We start from the raw sequence: 16,800 nt of genomic DNA, 5'->3' as shown, positions 1-16,800 counted from the left end.
CCGGCCTCCTCACTGCTGGGATCCCTCGCCGGCCTCGGCGGCGACCGGGTCACGGCCGTTGAGCCCGACCCGACCGGACGCCACGCCCGCGCGCCGCCGGTAGCCCTCCACGAACTCGATCAGCTCGGGACCGCGCGGGCGCCGTCCCGGGACGATGTCGGCGGTGCTGACCTTGTCCTCCTGGATGTGCGTGTTCGGGTCGAGCACGATGCCGAGCAGGTCGTTGGCCGAGTCGCCGGTGGAGATGCCGCTGTAGGACCAGTGGTAGGGCATCCCGATCTGGTGCACGACCTGGCCGTTGCGCAGCCGGATCGGCCGCATCCGCTCGGTGACCAGCACCTTCGCCTCGATCGCCGTCCGCGTGCTGACCAGCGTGGCGTACTCGCCGTTGACCAGCCCGCGCAGCGCGGCGAGCTCGGGGCTGACCTCGACGAAGAACTCTGGCTGGAGCTCGGACAGGTAGGGCAGCGTCCGGCTCATCCCGCCGGCCGTGTGGTGCTCGGTGAGCCGGTAGGTGGTCACCTGGAACGGGAAGACCGGGCTCAGCGGCGGGTTCTCCCGGTTCCACGGGCCCTCGATGCGCTCGATCGTCGGGTTCGCCTGCTGCTTGTAGAAGGCGTTCTCGACGACGGACTCCGCCGGCTCGTAGTGCGTCGGCAGCGGCCCGTCGACGACGCCCGCGGGCGCGTACAGCCAGGCCTTCCCGTCCCCCTGCATGATGAACGGGTCGGCGCCGCCGATCGCGTCCTGCGCCCGGGCCCCCTCCGGGGGCACGTAGTCCGGCCGCTTGGTCGCCTCGAAGTCCGGGTTGTCGGCGCCGGTCCAGCGGCCGGCCTCCTCGTCCCACCAGACGAACTTCTTGCGCTCGCTCCACGGCCTGCCGTCGGGGTCGGCCGAGGCGCGGTTGTAGAGGATGCGCCGGTTGTACGGCCACGCCCAGCCCCACTCGGAGGCGACCGGGCCCTGCTCGCGGCCGGGCCTGCGGCGGGCGGACTGGTTGACCTCGTCGGCGTAGACGCCGGAGTAGATCCAGCAGCCGCACGACGTCGACCCGTCGTCCTGGAGCTCCATGTACCCGGAGACGGCGCGCCCGTCGGGCCCGACGCCGTTGATCTCCCGCAGCACGTCCTCGGCGCTGGGCTCCTGGTCGGGACCGTGCGTCGGGTAGTCCCAGGTGAGGTCCAGCAGCGGCCGGTCGCGCGGGTCGGTGGACCCGGCGAGCCGCTCGCGCAGGATGCGGCCGAGGTGGAAGTAGAACCACAGGTCGCTCTTCGCGTCGCCCGGCGGGTCGACGGCCTTGTGCCGCCACTGCAGCAGCCGCTGGGTCTGGGTGAAGGTCCCCTCCTTCTCCGCGTGCGACGCCGCCGGCATGAAGAAGACCTCGGTGGCGATCGTCTCCGGGGCGAGCTCGCCGGTCTCGATCTCCGGCGACTCCTTCCAGAACGTCGCCGACTCGATCATCTGCAGGTCGCGGACGACCAGCCAGTCCAGGTTGGCCAGCCCGAACCGGTTCATCCGGCCGTTGGGGTGGCCGACCGTGGGGTTCTCGCCGACCAGGAAGTAGCCGGAGATCTTCCCCTCGATCATGTCCTTGATCTGGCGGTAGGAGCTGTGGTCGCCGTCGATCAGCGGCATGTAGCCGAAGGCGAAGTCGTTCTCCGGCGTCGCGGCGTCGCCCCACCAGGCCTTGAGCAGGTTGACCATGTAGGTCCGCTTGTTGCCCCAGAAGCCGGCCTTGCCGGCGGCGTCGGCGCAGTACTCGTCGAGGGACTGGTGCTGCATCGCGTGCGGCATCGGCAGGTAACCGGGCAGCAGGTTGTACAGGGTCGGGACGTCGGTCGAGCCCTGGATGCTGGCGTGCCCGCGCAGCGCCAGGATGCCGCCGCCGGGACGGCCGATGTTGCCCAGCAGCGTCTGCAGGATCGAGCAGGTGCGGATGTACTGCGCGCCGACGCTGTGCTGCGTCCAGCCCACCGAGTACACCCACGCCGTCGTCCGGTCGCGCCCGCTGTTCTCGGTCACCCAGCGGGCGACCTGCAGGAACACCTCCGGCTCGATGCCGCAGACCTCGGCCACCATCTCCGGGGTGTAGCGGGCGAAGTGCCGCTTCAGGACCTGGAAGACCGTCCGCGGGTGCTGCAGCGTCTCGTCCCGCTTCGGCTTCGCCGCGATCGGCGGGCCACCGCTGCCGGCCGCCTGCGCCTTGTCGGTCTTCCTGACCTGGGGGTGGTCCTCGAGCTCGTCCTGCGCGGCGGCCCCGGCCGGGTCGTCGGAGCCCGAGTGCGGCGGCTCCTCCGGCTCGTACTGCCAGCTGGACTCGTCGTAGGTGTTGTTCTCCGGGTCGAAACCGGAGAACAGGCCGCCGAGGTCCTCGGCGTCGACGAAGTCCTCGCTCACCAGTGCCGCGGCGTTGGTGTAGGCGACCACGTACTCCGTGAAGTACAGGTCGTTCTCGAGGACGAAGTTGATCAGCCCGCCGAGGAACGCGATGTCCGTGCCGATGCGCAGCGGCACGTGCAGGTCGGCGATCGCGCTGGTCCGGGTGAACCGCGGGTCGACGTGGACGACCTTCGCGCCGCGCGCCTTGGCCTCGCTCACCCACTGGAAACCCACCGGGTGGCACTCGGCCATGTTCGAACCCTCGATGACGATGCAGTCGGAGTTCGCGAGGTCTTCCTGGGAGTTCGTGGCACCGCCACGACCGAACGAGGCACCCAGACCGGGCACCGTGGCGGAGTGCTATATGCGCGCCTGGTTCTCGATCTGGATGGCGCCCAGGGCGCTGTACAGCTTCTTCATGAGGTAGTTCTCCTCGTTGTCGAGGGTCGCCCCTCCGAGGCTCGCCAACCCCATGGTGCGGTTCACGCGCTTGCCGTCGTTCTCGTCCTGCCAGCCCTTGCGCCGGGCCTCGAGGACGCGGTCGGCGATCATGTGCATCGCCGTGTCGAGGTCGAGGTCCTCCCACTCCGTCCCGTACGGCCGGCGGTACTTGACCGTCGTCACGCGGGTCGGGCTGGTGACCAGCGACTTGCTGGCGCTGCCCTTGGGGCAGAGCCGGCCGCGGCTGATCGGCGAGTCCGGGTCGCCCTCGATCTGGACGATCTGCTCGTCCTTCACGAAGATCCGCTGCCCGCAGCCCACGGCGCAGTACGGGCAGACGCTCTGGACGACGCGGTCGGCGGTGGCCGTGCGGCTCACCACGCCCTCCGTCGCCTTGCTCCGCGCGGCCCTGCCGCGTCCGAGCGGATCGGGGCCGGTCAGCTGCCGGAACACCGGCCAGGCGTCGAGCCAGGTCTTCACGCTGTGGACTCTGCCACTCCCGGCGCGATCCGGCGCGTGGAACGCCGCGGTACCGGTCGTGCCGGTACCGCGGCGTCCGGCGGGTCAGCGCACGTGCACGAACTCGCTGTGGCTGAGCAGCAGCCCCTCGGGGCCCGGGGCGTCCGGGTCGGTCAGGCAGAACTGCACGTAGGCCTCGCCCCGCGCCAGCGGGCCGAGACCGGCACGCACCCCGCCGTCCCACGCCGGCTCGGTCTGGTCGACCTCGAAGGTGCCGACGCGGCTCCTGCCGTCGCAGGTGAAGGCGTTGCGGTGGCTGTCGCTCCACGCCGCGGAGACGCCGCTGCTGCCCTCCTGCTCCAGGCGCGGGTCGGCCGTGCGGTCGGCGGTCTGCTTGACCGACACCCACAGGCCGAGGTCCTCGCCGGCGGCGCACCGGTAGCGGACCTGGACCTGCGCCACGGTGCGGTCGCCGCGGTCGACCTGGACGACGCCGACGACGTCGGCCTCGTGGGCGGGCCTCGGCGCCGCGGCGGCGGGGGCGGCGAGGGCGAGGACGGACGTCGCGGCGAGGGCGGTGCCGGCGACGAGGGGGCGCAGACGCACGGGATCTCCAGTGGTCTCGGGAGCGGGACGGCGGCGCAAGATGCCAGACCCCGCGGCACGCGGCCAGGGGTTCGCGCGCGGCGCCGTACCGCCCGGTACCGGGAGGGACTACCGCCCGGCCAGGTACTCGCGCGCCAGCCGGGCCGGCGCCCTGGCCAGCCAGGCCTCGGTGACCAGCTCCCCGAGCTCGGCGACGTCGATCGCGTCCAGCCGCACCAGCACGGCGGCGTACCCGTCGAAGTGCGGCGTCGTCAGGTAGACGGCGGGGTCGTCGGCGACCAGCGCCTGCTTGACGCCCTCGTCGGCGACGGCGGCGCCGAGGACCGGGCCCTCCGGCGCGGCGTCCCCCAGCTGCTCGACGTCGGCGCGGCGCAGCGGGCGCTCCCAGACGAAGGCGCGGTCGCGGACCTTCCACGCCGGCCGGCCGTAGGAGGTGCCCTCCGTGGTCCCGGGCAGCGCGAGGGCCAGGCGCCGCACGTCCGCCCAGGTGGCCACGGACCCGACGCTAGCGCTCCCGGGTCGGCCCGGGGCCGCGCCCGGCGCCCGCTACCCGCGCGGCAGCGCCACGCCGCGGGCGGCCAGCCGCTCCCGCAGGCGGTCCGCCTCCCGTCGTCGGTGCTCGGCGCGCCGGCGCAGCACCGCCACCTGCACGGCGTCGGTGGTGCGCTGCGCCCGCAGCTCGAGCACCGCCGCCGTCTCCAGGTGCAGCGCCATGCGCCGCAGCTCGCCGGACAGCTCCGCCGCCGGCCGTGGCAACCCCGGGTCGGTCCCCGCTGAGGTCATGGGAGGCATGGTGGAACGCATCCGTCCCCGCCGCACCCGGAGCGGCACGCCGGGCCGGCCGCCCCGGACGGGGGACGGCGTCCCCGGACCCGTCGGTCCCCGGGTCGATACTGGCCGCGTGGAGGGTCCCCGGCTGCACTGGATCGGCCACTCGACCGTCCGCGTCGAGCTGGCCGGGTCCACGGTGCTCACCGACCCGGTCCTCACCCGCTCCCTCGGCCCGCTGCGGCGGGTCGCCCCCCTCCCGCCCCCGGCCGCCTGGGCCGGCGCCGATCTGGTCCTGGTCAGCCACCTCCACGCCGACCACCTGCACCTGCCCAGCCTGCGGCTGCTGGCCGACGACGCCCGCGTGGTCGTGCCGCGCGGCGCCGGCGCGTGGCTGCGCTCGCGCGGCGTCCGCTGGGTGGACGAGCTCGCCCCCGGGGAGTCGCTGGTGCACCGCGGGCTGCGGGTCACCGCCGTCCCCGCGGTGCACAGCGGCCACCGCTGGGGCCCCCGCCTGACCCACGGCCCGGAGACGGTCGCCGTCGGGCACCTGCTGGAGGGCGCCGGGTCCAGCGTCTACGCCTGCGGCGACACCGACCTGTTCGAGGGCATGACCCGCATCGGCGACCGTGGGGTCGACGTCGCGCTGGTGCCCGTCTGGGGCTGGGGTCCCACGCTCGGTCCGGGCCACCTCGACCCCGGGCGGGCCGCGGAGGCCGTGGCGCGCGTGCGCCCGCAGGTCGCCGTCCCGGTGCACTGGGGCACCCTCGCCGTCCGCGGCGGCACCACGCTCCCCGGGCTGGCCGGGCGCTACCGCCGGCTGCTGACCGAGCCGCCGCTGGCCTTCGCCGAGGCGGTCGCCGCCCGCCGGCTGCCCACCAGCGTCGTCGTCCCCGAGCCGGGCCGGCCGGTCACGCTCCCCACCGTGGCGGACGCCGCATGAGCACCACCCTCGCCGCCGCCTGGACCGACGGGTCGCTGGGCTATCCCCTGCTGTTCGGCGGCGTGCTGCTCGGGTCGATCGTCCCGGTGGTGCCCACCGGGCCGCTGGTCGGCGCCGCCGCCGCGTTCGCGGTCACCGCGCACGAGCTCAACCTGGTCGCGGTGCTCGTCGTCGCCACCCTCGGCGCCTGGCTCGGCGACGTCACCACCTTCGCCGTCTGCCGGTCCGGCGGGCCGGCCGCGGTGCGCTGGGTCGCGCGGGGACAGCACGCCGACCGCATCGAGGAGGTCCGCGAGCAGTTCCGCCGGCACGGCTGGCAGATCGTCGTCGCCGGGCGGCTGCTGCCCGCCGGGCGCATCCCCGTGCTGCTGGCCGCCGGCGCGCTGGCCTACCCGTGGCGGCGGCTGCTGCCCGCCTCGCTGCTGGCCGCCTCGCTGTGGGCGGTCGCCTACGCGCTGCTCGGCGTGGCCAGCGGCGGGATCTTCGACAGCCCGCTGGTCGCCACGCTGGTGGCCACGCTGCTGGTCCTCGTCGTCGGCGCGGTGCTCAACCTGGTCGGGTCCCGCCGCCGGCGGCACACCGAGCCCGAGCGGCAGCCGGAGGACGAGGGCAGCCCGACGTCGTGCGGCCCCGCGTGAGCCGGCCGGACCAGCGCGGCCGGGTGCTCGGCCGCGGCCGTGCACCGGCCCGGGTGCTGCTCACCTGGCTCCTGACGACGCTCGCCCTCGTCGTCCTCGACCGGTGGCTCGCCGGGTTCGCGATGGCCGCCTGGTGGCAGCCGCCGCTGACCGCGCTGCTGCTCGGCCTGCTCGCCGGCGTGGTCTGGCCGCTGGTCATGCGCGTGGCGCTGCCGCTGGCGCTGTTCACCCTCGGTCTGGGCAGCTTCCTGCTGCTGGGCGCCGGGGTGCTCGCGGTCTCCTTCGCCGTCCCGGGCGTCGTGGTCACCGACCTGGGCACCGCCACCCTGGTCGTCGTCGCCATGGCGGCGGTGACGGCGGTGGTGAGCAGCGCGCTGGCGATCGACGAGGACGAGGTGTTCTTCCGCCGCGCCCGCCGCCGCGCCGGCTCCGCCTCGGCCGCCGGGCCCTGCCCGCCGGGCGTGCTGTTCCTGCAGATCGACGGGCTCGGCGCCGACACCGCCCGGCGCGCGGTCCGCGACGGGTCGATGCCCACCCTGGCCGCGTGGCTGCGGTCGGGCAGCCACGCGCTCACCTCGTGGCACACCGACTGGAGCTCGCAGACCGGCGCCTCGGTCTGCGGCATCCTGCACGGCTCCAACCACGACGTCCTCGGGTTCCGCTACTACGAGAAGGACCGCGACCACGTCGTCGCGGTCTCCCACCCGGCCGACGCCGCCGAGGTGGAGCGGCGGCACTCCGACGGCCGCGGGCTGCTGGCCGGCGGCGGCGCCAGCCGCGGCAACCTGTTCACCGGCGACGCCCCGCACGTCAGCCTGACCATGAGCGCCCTGCCGCTGGTGGTGCCGCGGCGGTCGGGACGGCGGCGCGAGCGGGTGGGCGCCGGCTACTACGCGTACTTCGCCAACCCGGTGAACGCGCTGCGCACGCTCGGCGTCTCGCTCGCCGACGTCTACCGGGAGCTGTCCGCGGCCGCCCGGCAGCGCCGCGCCGACGTGCGGCCCCGGGTCAGCCGCGGCGGCCTCTACCCGCTGGCCCGGCCCGGGACGACGGTCATCGCCCGCGACGTCGTCGTCGCGGCGATCCTCGAGGACATGATGGCCGGCCGCCCGGCCGTCTACGCCGACTTCCTCGGCTACGACGAGGTCGCCCACCACAGCGGCGTCGAGCGCTTCGACACCCTCGAGGTGCTGCGCAGCATCGACCAGCAGGTGGGCCGGCTGGCCCGCGCCGCGGAGCTCGCGCCGCGGCCCTACCACGTGGTGCTGCTGTCCGACCACGGCCAGACCCAGGGCGAGGCCTTCGCGCAGCGGTTCGGCGAGACGATCGAGTCCTTCGTCGGCCGGCACTGCGGCGGCACGCCGGACCCGGCGCGGCGCGGGCCCGAACCGCACGACAGCCGCCGCCCGGCCGAGGGCTGGCAGGTGACCACCGCGCTGGCAGAGGTGGCGTCGGGGCCGGGGTTCATCGCCCGCCGGCTGCGCGAGCGGGTCGAGTCCGCCGGCGCGGGCGAGCACGCGCACCGGACGCCGTCCGGGGAGCCGGGCCGGGTGGCGCGGGTGGCGCCGGGCGTGGTGGTCGTCGTCTCCGGCCACACCGCCGGCGTCTCCTTCCCGGACCTGCCCGGACGGGTGCCGCTGGAGGAGATCGAGCACCACTGGCCCGACCTGCTGCCGGCGCTGGTCGACCACGACGGCGTGGGCTTCGTGCTGGTGCACTCCGAGGAGCACGGGCCGGTCGTCCTCGGCCGCGACGGCCTGCACCGGCTGGCCACGGGCGTCGTCGTCGGCGAGGACCCGCTGGCCGGCTACGGCGAGCACGCGCCCGTGCTGGTGGCGCGGGTGTCCGCGTTCCCGCACTGCCCCGACGTCATGGTCAACAGCCGCTACGACCCGGACACCGACGAGGCCTCGCCCTTCGAGCCGCACGTCGGGTCGCACGGCGGGCTCGGCGGCCCGCAGCAGCGCGGGTTCCTCGCCCACCCCCGGGTCCTGACGCCCCCGGGCGAGATCGTCGGGGCCGAGCACCTGCACCGGGTGCTGCGCGGCTGGCTGACCGAGCTCGGGCACCCGGAGCCCGACGGCGCCGGCGCGCAGGTGGGGCCGGACAGCCCCGCGGCCCTCCGGGACCCCAGCCGCGTCTGACGGCGGAACGCCCGGCTACGGCTCCGTGAACACCTGCCGGGTCCCGTGGCGGCGAGCCGAGGGCCTCCAGGACAGTGGGGCGATGCGACCCGACGCCGCCACCTGGTTCTCCGGCCGCACGTCCGCCGTCCGCTCGGTCGCCGACGTCGACGTCCTCGGCCTGCTGCGGGCCAAGCGCCGCGGCGGCCACCGGGTGAGCCTGGTCCTGCCCGCGCGCGACGAGGAGGCCACCGTCGGCGGGATCGTCGCCGGCCTGGTCGAGCACTGGGTCCGGCTGGTCCCGCTGGTCGACGAGGTGCTCGTCGTCGACTCCGACTCCACCGACCGCACCGCCGAGGTGGCCCGCGCCGCCGGGGCCGACGTCGTCGCGGCCGCGGACGTGCTGCCCGCGCACGGCAGCCGGCCCGGCAAGGGGGAGGCGCTGTGGAAGTCGCTCGCGGCCACCAGCGGCGACCTGCTGGTCTTCCTGGACGCCGACCTCCTCGGCGACGTCACGCACTACGTCCCGGGGCTGCTCGCGCCGCTGGTGACCGATCCGCAGGTCGGCTACGTCAAGGGCTGCTACGCCCGGCCGCTGGAGGTCGACGGCCGCGTCACCCCCGCCGGCGGCGGCCGGGTCACCGAGCTCACCGCGCGCCCCCTGCTCAACGCCCTGTGGCCGGAGCTCGCGGGCTTCGTGCAGCCGCTGGGCGGGGAGTACGCCGGCCGGCGCGAGGCGCTGGAGCAGGTGCCGTTCGTCTCCGGCTACGGCGTGGAGGTGGGCCTGCTGGTCGACCTGCTCGGGCTGCTCGGCCTGCACGGGCTGGCGCAGGTCGACCTGGGCGTGCGCCGGCACACCTCGCAGGACCAGGAGGCGCTGGGCCGGATGGCCGGCCAGGTGGTCTCGGCGGTGCTGGCCCGCAGCGGCCGGTCCGGCGCGGGCGGGCTGCTCACCCAGTTCCGCGCCGACGGCAGCGGCTTCCTGCCGGTCAGCACGCCGGTCGCCGTCGACGAGCGGCCGCCGATGGTGACCGTCCCCGAGTACCGGGCCGCCCGGGCCGGGGCGGTCTGAGGTCCTGCCGGCAGTCGTGCTCTGCCCCGCATCGGGGGCAGAGCACGAAGGGAGCCTCGCGCTCTGGTCCACATCGGGGGCAGAGCACGACCGGGCGCCGATCAGCCGTGGACGAGCAGGCCCCGGATCGTCTCGCCGGCCGCCTGGTCCCGGTAGCCCTGGTTCAGCTCGTCCAGGGGGTACCGCCGGGTGACCAGCCGGCCCAGCTCCAGCCGCCCCTCCTCGGCCATCCGCGCCAGCATCGGGATGTCGCGGAAGGGGTTGCACGAGCCGAACAGCGAGCCCTGCACGCGGTGCTCGAACACCGTGGTCATCTGCCCGTTGAGGTCGACGTGGCCCTCGCGCGGGTGGTCGGCCAGCGCCGTGAGCACCAGCGTGCCGCCCTTGCCGAGGCACGCCGACGCCCCGGCCATCACCTCGGCCGACATCTTCCCGACGGTCACGACCACCACGTCGGCGCCCGTGCCGCGGGACAGCGCGCGGGCCAGCTGCGCGGCCTCCCGGGCGTCGGCCACGGTGTGCGTGGCACCCAGCGTCTCCGCGAACTCCCGCTTCATGGCCACCGGGTCGACGCCGATCACGTGCACCGCGCCCGCGTGCACCGCGCCCTGGACGGCGTTGACGCCGACCCCGCCGAGCCCGACCACCACGACGACGTCACCCGGGCGGGTGCCGCCGGAGTAGACCGCCGACCCCCAGCCGGTGGGCACGCTGCAGGCGAGCAGCGCCGCGGTGTCCAGCGGCAGGTGCGGGTCGATGCGCACGCAGGAGAACTCGCTGAGCACCGTGTGCCGGGCGAACGCGCCGACGATGCAGAACCCGCCGAGGGGCTCGCCGTCCAGCCGGAAGGGATAGGTGCCGGTGGGCAGCTGCCCGATCGCGATGGTGGCGCCCGCGTCGCAGATGTTGGAGCGGCCGGTGGCGCAGTACCGGCAGTGCCCGCAGGCGGGCAGGAAGCTCGTGACGACGTGGTCGCCGGGCGCGACGGAGGTGACGCCTGGCCCGACCGCCAGGACGACGCCGGAGCCCTCGTGGCCGCCGACGATCGGGTACCGCCCGCCGGGGTTGGAGTGGCGCAGGTGCTCGTCGGAGTGGCACAGCCCGGCGTAGGCCATCTCGACGAGGACCTCACCGGGGCCGGGGTCCACGACCTCGAGGTCGACGATCTCGTACTCGGTGCCCGCCTCGCGCAGTACCGCTCCCCTGGTCCTCACCGGTCCCCGGCCCTCCTCTGGCCCGGCACCCGCCCTCGCGGACGCCGTCGTCTCGGCGCCCAGCCAACCCCACGCCGCGGCGGTGCCCCACGCCGGGGTGGCACCCGGTGCCACGTGCGGTTCGTCCACCGCGCCCGGGCGGGGTGCGGCAGGATCGCCGGGTGCCCGCTCCCCGGCCCGCCGCCCCGCCCTCCCCCGGCACCGCGACCGGCGACCCCCGGCCCACCACCCGCTGCCCCGGCTGCGGCTCGGTCCTCGTGCCGCTGCCCGGCGAGCCCGCCGCGCGGCCGGGTGCCTCGGCCGCCTGCACCCGGCTGTTCGAGGAGACCGTGCGCGGGCTCCGGGACGATCCGGCGCCCGACGGCACCGCTCCCCCGGCGCTGGCCCTGGCCGAGGCCGCCTACGGCGCGCAGCACCCCGACCCGGCCGATCCGCCCGCGCTGCGCGCGGCCCTGGCGGCCCTCGGGGTCGGGCCGGCCGACCCGCTCCCGGCCCGCCCGCGGGAGTGGACGACGACGATCGCGGACGTCGCCGCCGACCTCGACGTCATCGACCTGACCGTGCTGGTGGAGACGTGGGCGACGGCCGTGGCCGACGACTGGCGGCACGCCCCGACCGGATGATGTCGTTCCGTTTCGGCGAGATCGGCAACGCAGCGTTGCTACCCTTCGCACCGTGAGTGATCAGTCCCGTCGGGCCCAGAAGAAGGCCCTCACCCGCGCGCACGTGCGCGAGACGGCGCAGCGACTGTTCGCCGACCGCGGCTTCGACGCCGTGACGATCGCCGACGTCGCGGCCGCGGCGGACGTCGCGGTGCAGACGGTCTTCAACCACTTCACGACCAAGGAGGAGCTCTACTGGGCCGACCGAACGCCGTGGGTCGACGGGCCCGCGGCCGCCGTGCGGGAGCGTCCCGCGGGGGTCCCCGCGCTGACCGCGCTGCGCGCGCACCTGGTCGCCTCGGTGGGGCACTACGTCGAGCGGCTGGCCGACCCGACCGGGCGCTGCGCCGTCACCGACCTCGACCGCTCCCCGGCGCTGCAGGCCTCCGAGCGGGAGCTGCACCACACCGCCGAGGCCCGGCTGCGCGAGGCCCTCGTCGAGGCCTGGACCGGCCCCTGCCCCGAGCACCCGGTCCCCGCCGACCCGCGGACGACGGCCGCGGTGGTCGCCGCCACGTGGCTGGCGGTCTCGCGGATCCTGGTCACCCAGCCGCGCTCGCCGATGCCCGCGCCCGAGCAGGCGGCGGAGGTGGCCGCGGCCACGCGCGCGCTGGCGGAGCGGCTGCTCTCCGGCTACGAGGCGGGCCTGGTGAGCTCCGCGACGGCGGACGAGTCCGCCCGCGCCCTGCGCGCCGTCTGACCCGGTCCCGGCCGCCCGGCCGTGGCCGGCCTCAGCGGCGGGCGGGCTCCGCGGCCGGGACCACGATCGGGAGCAGCACGTCGTCGACGACCTGCTCCACGCGGTCGGCGACCATCCCGCCGTCACCGGCCGCGGTGAGCCGCTGCCACCAGAAGGCCTCGAGCACCGAGCGCAGCAGCGCCAGCCGCTCGGCCGGCACCTCCTCGCCCCGTGCCGCCCAGCGCTCGCCCAGGACCTCGACGGCCTCGGTCAGCGGGCGCACCAGGGCGGCCTCGAGCCCGGCGCGCAGGTCCTCGTCGTGCCGGGCGGCACCGACGAGGCTGGCCACGGCCCGCTCCTCGCGGGACAGCGGCCGGCGCCACGAGGCGACCAGCGCGACGAGGTCGGCGTGCAGGGAGCCCTCGTCCTCGGGGACGCGGACCAGCGTGAAGCGGCTGACCGCGGACCTCGCCAGCGCCGCCATCGACGGCCAGCGCCGGTAGATGCCGGCCTTGCCCGCACGGGCCCGGGCCGCGACCCGGTCGCTGTTGAGCCGGCCCCAGCCCTCGTCGGCGAGGATGTCGACGGCGACGGCGACCAGTTGCTCGGACAGCTCGGCGCTCAGCGGGCGGCCGGGGGTGCCGCTCACGAGCCAACTCGTTCGCACGACATCAGGTTGCGCACGGTCTCATCCTGACCTGTCAGTGGAGTGACCACAACGACCGCGGCCGTATCGTCACCCGACCGGACCGTCGGGACCCCGTCTCAGGCGCCCGCGGCGCCCTCGACGTGGACCCGGAGGGTGGCGCCGTCGTCGCTGACCCAGCCCCGGTCGCGGGCCTGCTCGACCATCCGGTCGAAGCGCTCGCCCCAGTCGGCGACGTCGGCGTCGGGCTCGGCGGCGGCCCGCAGCGCGGCGGTGTCGAGCAGGCCGGTCCCGTCGTCCTGCAGCCGTCCGAGGCCCGCCTCGCGCAGCACCTCGTCGGCCTCCTCGTCGGTCACCTGGCCGAGGGCCAGCTGCAGCTTGCTCAGGTCGTCGGTGTCGACCACCCGCACCTCGGGGCGCTCGTCGGCGCCGCCCACCACCTCGACGATCACGGGTCCTCCGTTCACACGTGCCAGGGGAAGCGGGAGAAGTCGGGATCGCGCTTCTCCAGGAAGGCGTCGCGGCCCTCGACGGCCTCCTCGGCCGCGTAGGCCAGCCGGGTGGTCTCCCCGGCGAACAGCTGCTGACCGACCAGGCCGTCGTCGATCAGGTTGAACGAGTACTTGAGCATCCGCTGCGCGGTCGGGCTCTTGGCGACGATCCGCCGGCCCCAGTCCAGCGCGGTGCGCTCCAGCTCGGCGTGCGGGACGACGCGGTTGACCATGCCCATGCGGTGCGCGTCCTCGGCGGAGTACTCCTCGCCGAGGAAGAAGACCTCGCGGGCGAACTTCTGGCCCACCTGGCGGGCGAGGTAGGCCGAGCCGAAGCCGCCGTCGAAGCTGCCGACGTCGGCGTCGGTCTGCTTGAACCGCGCGTGCTCGGCGCTGGCGAGGGTGAGGTCGCTGACCACGTGCAGGCTGTGCCCGCCGCCGGCCGCCCAGCCGGGGACGACGCAGACGACGACCTTCGGCATGAACCGGATCAGCCGCTGCGCCTCCAGCACGTGCAGCCGGCCGCTGCTGCGGCCCACCTCGTGCTCGTAGCCGTGGCGCCCGCGCACCCGCTGGTCGCCGCCCGAGCAGAACGCCCAGCCGCCGTCCTTCGGGCTCGGGCCGTTGCCGGTGAGCAGCACGCAGCCGACGTCGGTGGTCAGCCGGGCGTGCTCGAGCGCGGTGATGAGCTCGTCGACGGTCTGCGGGCGGAACGCGTTGCGCACCTCGGGCCGGTCGAAGGCGATCCGGACGACGCCGGCGTCGACGGCGCGGTGGTAGGTGACGTCGGCGAAGTCGAACCCGTCGACCGGCTGCCACGCGGCGCTGTCGAAGATCTCCGAGACGTCGTCGCGGGCGCTCATGACGTGAACCTATCCGGGCGTCCGCGACCCCGCCTCAGCCGCCGAGCAGACCGCCCAGTCCGCCGGTGACGCCGCCGGTGACGCCGCCGACGACCCCGCCCACGGCGCCCGTGGCACCGCCGACCAGGCCACCGACCGCCTCGGTGCCACCGCCGACCACGCCGCCCACCGTGTCGGTCAGACCGCCGACCACGCCCCCCACGGCGTCGCCGCCGGGGTCCGCCGGGACCGGGGCCGGCGCCGTCGGGACGGGGGCCGGTGCGGCCGGCGCGGGGGGAGCCGGGGCCGCGGGCGCCGTCGTGCCGCCGGACGGGGCCGGGCCGCCCGACGAGCCGGAGCCGGCAGGGGCGCCGCCCGCGGTGCCGGCCGGGGCCGGGGCGGCGGGCGCCGGAGCGGCGGGGACGGCGGGAGCGGGGGCGGCGGGCGCGGCGGCACCGGTCGTCGCGGCCGCGACCGAGCCGGCGATGCCGGTCAGCCCGGCGGAGGGCCCGGTGCCCGCGGTGGCGCGCTGCGACGAGGCCGTGGTGCCGAAGCCCGGGAAGAGGAAGCCGTCGGGCGTGCCGGGGACGCCGAAGGACGGCGTCAGCCGGGCATAGGCCGGGGGCTGCGCGACCGCGTCGCCGCCGGAGTAGACGCCCGTGCCGCGGTCGCCGGCCACGGCTCCCGAGACGTCCGCGCCGGCCGTGGCCATCAGCGGTGAGACGACGATCCCGGTGACGGCGAAGGACATGAGCACGCGCCACCAGAAGCGCTGCCCCGCGGTCTCGGGAGCCGGCTCGGCGGCGGCCGCCGGGTCCCCTGCCACGACGTCCTCCGTTGCGCGGTGCCGCGCGCCCATGGGTCGACCCCTCTCCGTCGAGGTGGTGAGACTGCCCTCACACGTCCGGTACAACGAAGTACCAGCCCGGTGGTTGCGCCGGCCAGCCGAGTCCCGCGCACGGGGGACCCGCCGCCGCTAGCGTCGGACCCGTGCCCGACGGCGCCGCCCTGCGCGTGGGCACCCTCAACCTCGCCTCCGGTCGCGGCGCCGACGGCCGCGCGCTGGCCCCGACCACGCTCGCCGCGGCGGTCGCCGGGTTCGACGTCGACGTGCTCGCCGTCCAGGAGGTCGACGTCGGCCAGCCCCGCTCGGGCGGCACCGACCAGGCCGCGGTGCTCGCCGGCGCGCTGGGCGCGGTCGACTGGCGGCACGCGGCCACGCTCACCGGGACGCCGAGCCCGTTCCGCGGCACGTGGTCCGCCGCCGACCCGCCCGGGCTGCGCGGGCCGGAGCGCGCGGCGGACGGCCCCGCGTACGGCGTCGCGCTGCTGGTCCGCCGCCCGGTGCGGGACTGGGCGGTGCTCGGGCTGGGGTCCGGCCGCGCCCGGCTGCCGCTGCGGGCGCCGGACCCGGCCACCGGCCGGCCGCGGCTGTGGTGGGTGCCGGACGAGCCGCGGGTCGCCGTCGCCGCCTGCCTGGACGGGCTGACCGTGGTGGCCACCCACCTGTCGTTCTCGCCGCCGACGGCGGTGCGGCAGCTGCGCCGGCTGCGGCGCTGGGTGGCGTCCCTGCCCGGGCCGGTGGTCGTCGCCGGCGACCTCAACCTGCCCGGCGGGCTGCCGGCGCGGCTGCTCGGCGCGACCGCACTCGTGCGGGAGGCGAGCTTCCCGGCGCACGGGCCGCGCCTGCAGCTGGACCACCTGCTCGCGCTGGGCCGGGTGACCGCCCGGGACGCCGCCGCCCACCGGCTGGGCGTGGGCGACCACCGGGCACTGACCGTGACGGTCGGCTGAGCTCAGGCGGCGAGCAGCGGCCGCAGCCGGTCCATCGAGGCGGCCAGCCCGGGGTGCAGCGCGACCTGGTGCAACGCGGCCAGCGGCACCCACGCGACGCCGGTGCTCTCGCCGTCGAGCCGCAGCCGCGACGGGTCGAGGTCGCCGACCGGGCGGGCCAGGACGGTCGTGTAGGCCCAGCCGCCGTGGTCGTCGACCGAGCGGGCGCCGAGCACGAGGTCGGCGGCGGCCAGCCCGAGCTCCTCCTCGACCTCCCGCAGCGCGCCCTGCTCGGGCGTCTCGTCCACGTGCAGCGCCCCGCCCGGCGTCCCCCACGTCCCGCCGTGGTGCGACCACAGGGCGCGGTGCTGCAGCAGCAGCTCGGGGCCGTCGCCGCCGTCGCGGTGCACCAGCAGGCCGGCCGCGCCGGCCCGGCCCCAGTGCCGGTGGCCCAGGGAGCAGGTGGTCCAGCCGTCGGTGGGGGTCAGACGGATGGTCGGCACACCGACCAGTGAACCGCAGCCGGGCCGCGGGCCGGGAAACCGCACTGGCAGGATCCGGGAGGACGACCGGCGACGACGACGGAGGCACCCCGCATGGCGACCACGACGACGATGGCCGAGGTCCCGGGCCTCATCGGGCAGGAGCTGGGCACCAGCGACTGGCTCGAGGTCACGCAGGACCGGGTGGACACCTTCGCCGACGCGACCGGCGACCACCAGTGGATCCACGTCGACGTCGAGCGGGCGAGGGCCGAGAGCCCCTTCGGCGGGCCGATCGCGCACGGCTACCTCACGCTGTCGCTGCTCGTGCCGCTGTTCGCGCAGGTCTTCGCGGTCACCGACACCGCCATGGGCGTCAACTACGGCCTGAACAAGGTGCGCTTCCCCTCGCCGGTGCCGGTCGGCTCCCGCGTGCGGCTGACCGCCACCCTCAAGGACGTCGAGCAGGTCGCCGGCGGGCTGCAGCTGACCTTCTCCGCCGTCGTCGAGCGCGAGGGCAGCGAGAAGCCGGCCTGCATCGCCGAGCCGGTCTACCGCTACTACGGCGGCTAGCCACCAGCG

General features: G+C 76.1%; 17 protein-coding genes and 1 pseudogene. 8 read left to right on the top strand and 10 right to left on the bottom strand.

Features of this window, described 5'->3' with window-relative positions; genetic code table 11:
• Positions 1 to 9 precede the first annotated feature (9 nt).
• The 4 genes and pseudogenes from fdh to ACI8AB_RS17020 form a co-directional block, all read right to left on the bottom strand.
• Positions 10 to 3,300, bottom strand: a pseudogene (fdh, locus tag ACI8AB_RS17035) (formate dehydrogenase).
• An 84-nt stretch (positions 3,301 to 3,384) separates the two neighbouring features.
• Complete coding sequence (locus ACI8AB_RS17030) at positions 3,385 to 3,885, bottom strand: hypothetical protein (protein ID WP_387988549.1); 501 nt, start codon at positions 3,883 to 3,885, stop codon at positions 3,385 to 3,387.
• A gap of 108 nt (positions 3,886 to 3,993) precedes the next feature.
• Positions 3,994 to 4,380 carry an MmcQ/YjbR family DNA-binding protein gene (locus tag ACI8AB_RS17025; RefSeq protein ID WP_387988550.1) on the bottom strand — a complete coding sequence of 129 codons (387 nt, stop codon included), beginning with the start codon at positions 4,378 to 4,380 and terminating at the stop codon, positions 3,994 to 3,996.
• 51 nt (positions 4,381 to 4,431) lie between these two features.
• A complete protein-coding gene (locus tag ACI8AB_RS17020) occupies positions 4,432 to 4,668 on the bottom strand; it encodes a hypothetical protein (RefSeq protein ID WP_387988551.1) in 237 nt (78 codons plus the stop codon).
• Positions 4,669 to 4,786: 118 nt separating this feature from the next.
• Between ACI8AB_RS17020 and ACI8AB_RS17015 the strand changes: the two genes are divergently transcribed.
• From ACI8AB_RS17015 to ACI8AB_RS17000, 4 genes are all read left to right on the top strand, one after another.
• Complete coding sequence (locus tag ACI8AB_RS17015; protein ID WP_456951086.1) at positions 4,787 to 5,596, top strand: MBL fold metallo-hydrolase; 810 nt, start codon at positions 4,787 to 4,789, stop codon at positions 5,594 to 5,596.
• The gene (locus tag ACI8AB_RS17010; RefSeq protein ID WP_456951085.1) at positions 5,593 to 6,234 is read left to right on the top strand and encodes a DedA family protein; all 642 of its coding nucleotides are present in this window, start codon (positions 5,593 to 5,595) and stop codon (positions 6,232 to 6,234) included. Before ACI8AB_RS17015 ends, ACI8AB_RS17010 begins: the two co-directional genes overlap by 4 nt.
• On the top strand, positions 6,231 to 8,378 hold the full coding sequence (locus ACI8AB_RS17005; RefSeq protein WP_456951084.1) for a phage holin family protein: 2,148 nt from the start codon (positions 6,231 to 6,233) through the stop codon (positions 8,376 to 8,378). The genes ACI8AB_RS17010 and ACI8AB_RS17005 overlap by 4 nt, the downstream gene beginning before the upstream one ends.
• Before the next feature lie 82 nt (positions 8,379 to 8,460).
• Positions 8,461 to 9,429, top strand: a complete 969-nt coding sequence (locus ACI8AB_RS17000) for a glucosyl-3-phosphoglycerate synthase (protein WP_456951083.1) — start codon at positions 8,461 to 8,463, stop codon at positions 9,427 to 9,429.
• A 101-nt stretch (positions 9,430 to 9,530) separates the two neighbouring features.
• On the opposite strand, the gene ACI8AB_RS16995 is transcribed toward ACI8AB_RS17000, so the two are convergent.
• Positions 9,531 to 10,643 (bottom strand): NDMA-dependent alcohol dehydrogenase, encoded by a 1,113-nt coding sequence (locus ACI8AB_RS16995; protein ID WP_456951082.1) that lies wholly within the window; start codon positions 10,641 to 10,643, stop codon positions 9,531 to 9,533.
• 161 nt (positions 10,644 to 10,804) lie between these two features.
• Here ACI8AB_RS16995 and ACI8AB_RS16990 point away from each other — a divergent pair, with 161 nt between their 5' ends.
• Positions 10,805 to 11,266: a DUF5946 family protein gene (locus ACI8AB_RS16990; protein ID WP_456951081.1), complete on the top strand. Its 462-nt coding sequence runs from the start codon at positions 10,805 to 10,807 to the stop codon at positions 11,264 to 11,266.
• Between the two features lie 52 nt (positions 11,267 to 11,318).
• Complete coding sequence (locus ACI8AB_RS16985) at positions 11,319 to 12,005, top strand: TetR/AcrR family transcriptional regulator (RefSeq protein ID WP_456951080.1); 687 nt, start codon at positions 11,319 to 11,321, stop codon at positions 12,003 to 12,005.
• A gap of 31 nt (positions 12,006 to 12,036) precedes the next feature.
• On the opposite strand, the gene ACI8AB_RS16980 is transcribed toward ACI8AB_RS16985, so the two are convergent.
• The 4 genes from ACI8AB_RS16980 to ACI8AB_RS16965 form a co-directional block, all read right to left on the bottom strand.
• Complete coding sequence (locus ACI8AB_RS16980) at positions 12,037 to 12,633, bottom strand: TetR-like C-terminal domain-containing protein (RefSeq protein WP_456951079.1); 597 nt, start codon at positions 12,631 to 12,633, stop codon at positions 12,037 to 12,039.
• Between the two features lie 116 nt (positions 12,634 to 12,749).
• Positions 12,750 to 13,082: a hypothetical protein gene (locus ACI8AB_RS16975; protein WP_456901540.1), complete on the bottom strand. Its 333-nt coding sequence runs from the start codon at positions 13,080 to 13,082 to the stop codon at positions 12,750 to 12,752.
• 11 nt (positions 13,083 to 13,093) lie between these two features.
• Complete coding sequence (locus ACI8AB_RS16970; RefSeq protein WP_456951078.1) at positions 13,094 to 13,984, bottom strand: 1,4-dihydroxy-2-naphthoyl-CoA synthase; 891 nt, start codon at positions 13,982 to 13,984, stop codon at positions 13,094 to 13,096.
• A 34-nt stretch (positions 13,985 to 14,018) separates the two neighbouring features.
• Complete coding sequence (locus ACI8AB_RS16965) at positions 14,019 to 14,789, bottom strand: hypothetical protein (protein ID WP_456951077.1); 771 nt, start codon at positions 14,787 to 14,789, stop codon at positions 14,019 to 14,021.
• 164 nt (positions 14,790 to 14,953) lie between these two features.
• Here ACI8AB_RS16965 and ACI8AB_RS16960 point away from each other — a divergent pair, with 164 nt between their 5' ends.
• Positions 14,954 to 15,757: an endonuclease/exonuclease/phosphatase family protein gene (locus ACI8AB_RS16960; protein ID WP_456951076.1), complete on the top strand. Its 804-nt coding sequence runs from the start codon at positions 14,954 to 14,956 to the stop codon at positions 15,755 to 15,757.
• A 2-nt stretch (positions 15,758 to 15,759) separates the two neighbouring features.
• Here the strand turns inward: ACI8AB_RS16960 and ACI8AB_RS16955 are convergent, their stop codons facing one another.
• A complete protein-coding gene (locus ACI8AB_RS16955; RefSeq protein ID WP_456951075.1) occupies positions 15,760 to 16,239 on the bottom strand; it encodes an NUDIX domain-containing protein in 480 nt (159 codons plus the stop codon).
• A 93-nt stretch (positions 16,240 to 16,332) separates the two neighbouring features.
• On the opposite strand from ACI8AB_RS16955, the gene ACI8AB_RS16950 reads away from it, so the two are divergent.
• A complete protein-coding gene (locus ACI8AB_RS16950; RefSeq protein ID WP_456951074.1) occupies positions 16,333 to 16,791 on the top strand; it encodes a MaoC family dehydratase in 459 nt (152 codons plus the stop codon).
• Positions 16,792 to 16,800: the final 9 nt, after the last annotated feature.

It is taken from the genome of Geodermatophilus sp. SYSU D00698 (assembly GCF_054050335.1).
The sequence above is the reverse complement of the archived record's forward strand: the minus strand, read 5'-3'. Positions and strand labels throughout refer to the sequence as shown.

Bases quoted from the DNA above. Each gene is read 5' to 3' on its own strand.
- ACI8AB_RS17020 (WP_387988551.1), bottom strand. From the start codon at position 4,668: ATGACCTCAGCGGGGACCGACCCGGGGTTGCCACGGCCGGCGGCGGAG.
- ACI8AB_RS16950 (WP_456951074.1), top strand. From the start codon at position 16,333: ATGGCGACCACGACGACGATGGCCGAGGTCCCGGGCCTCATCGGGCAG.
- ACI8AB_RS16970 (WP_456951078.1), bottom strand. From the start codon at position 13,984: ATGAGCGCCCGCGACGACGTCTCGGAGATCTTCGACAGCGCCGCGTGG.
- ACI8AB_RS17000 (WP_456951083.1), top strand. From the start codon at position 8,461: ATGCGACCCGACGCCGCCACCTGGTTCTCCGGCCGCACGTCCGCCGTC.
- ACI8AB_RS17010 (WP_456951085.1), top strand. From the start codon at position 5,593: ATGAGCACCACCCTCGCCGCCGCCTGGACCGACGGGTCGCTGGGCTAT.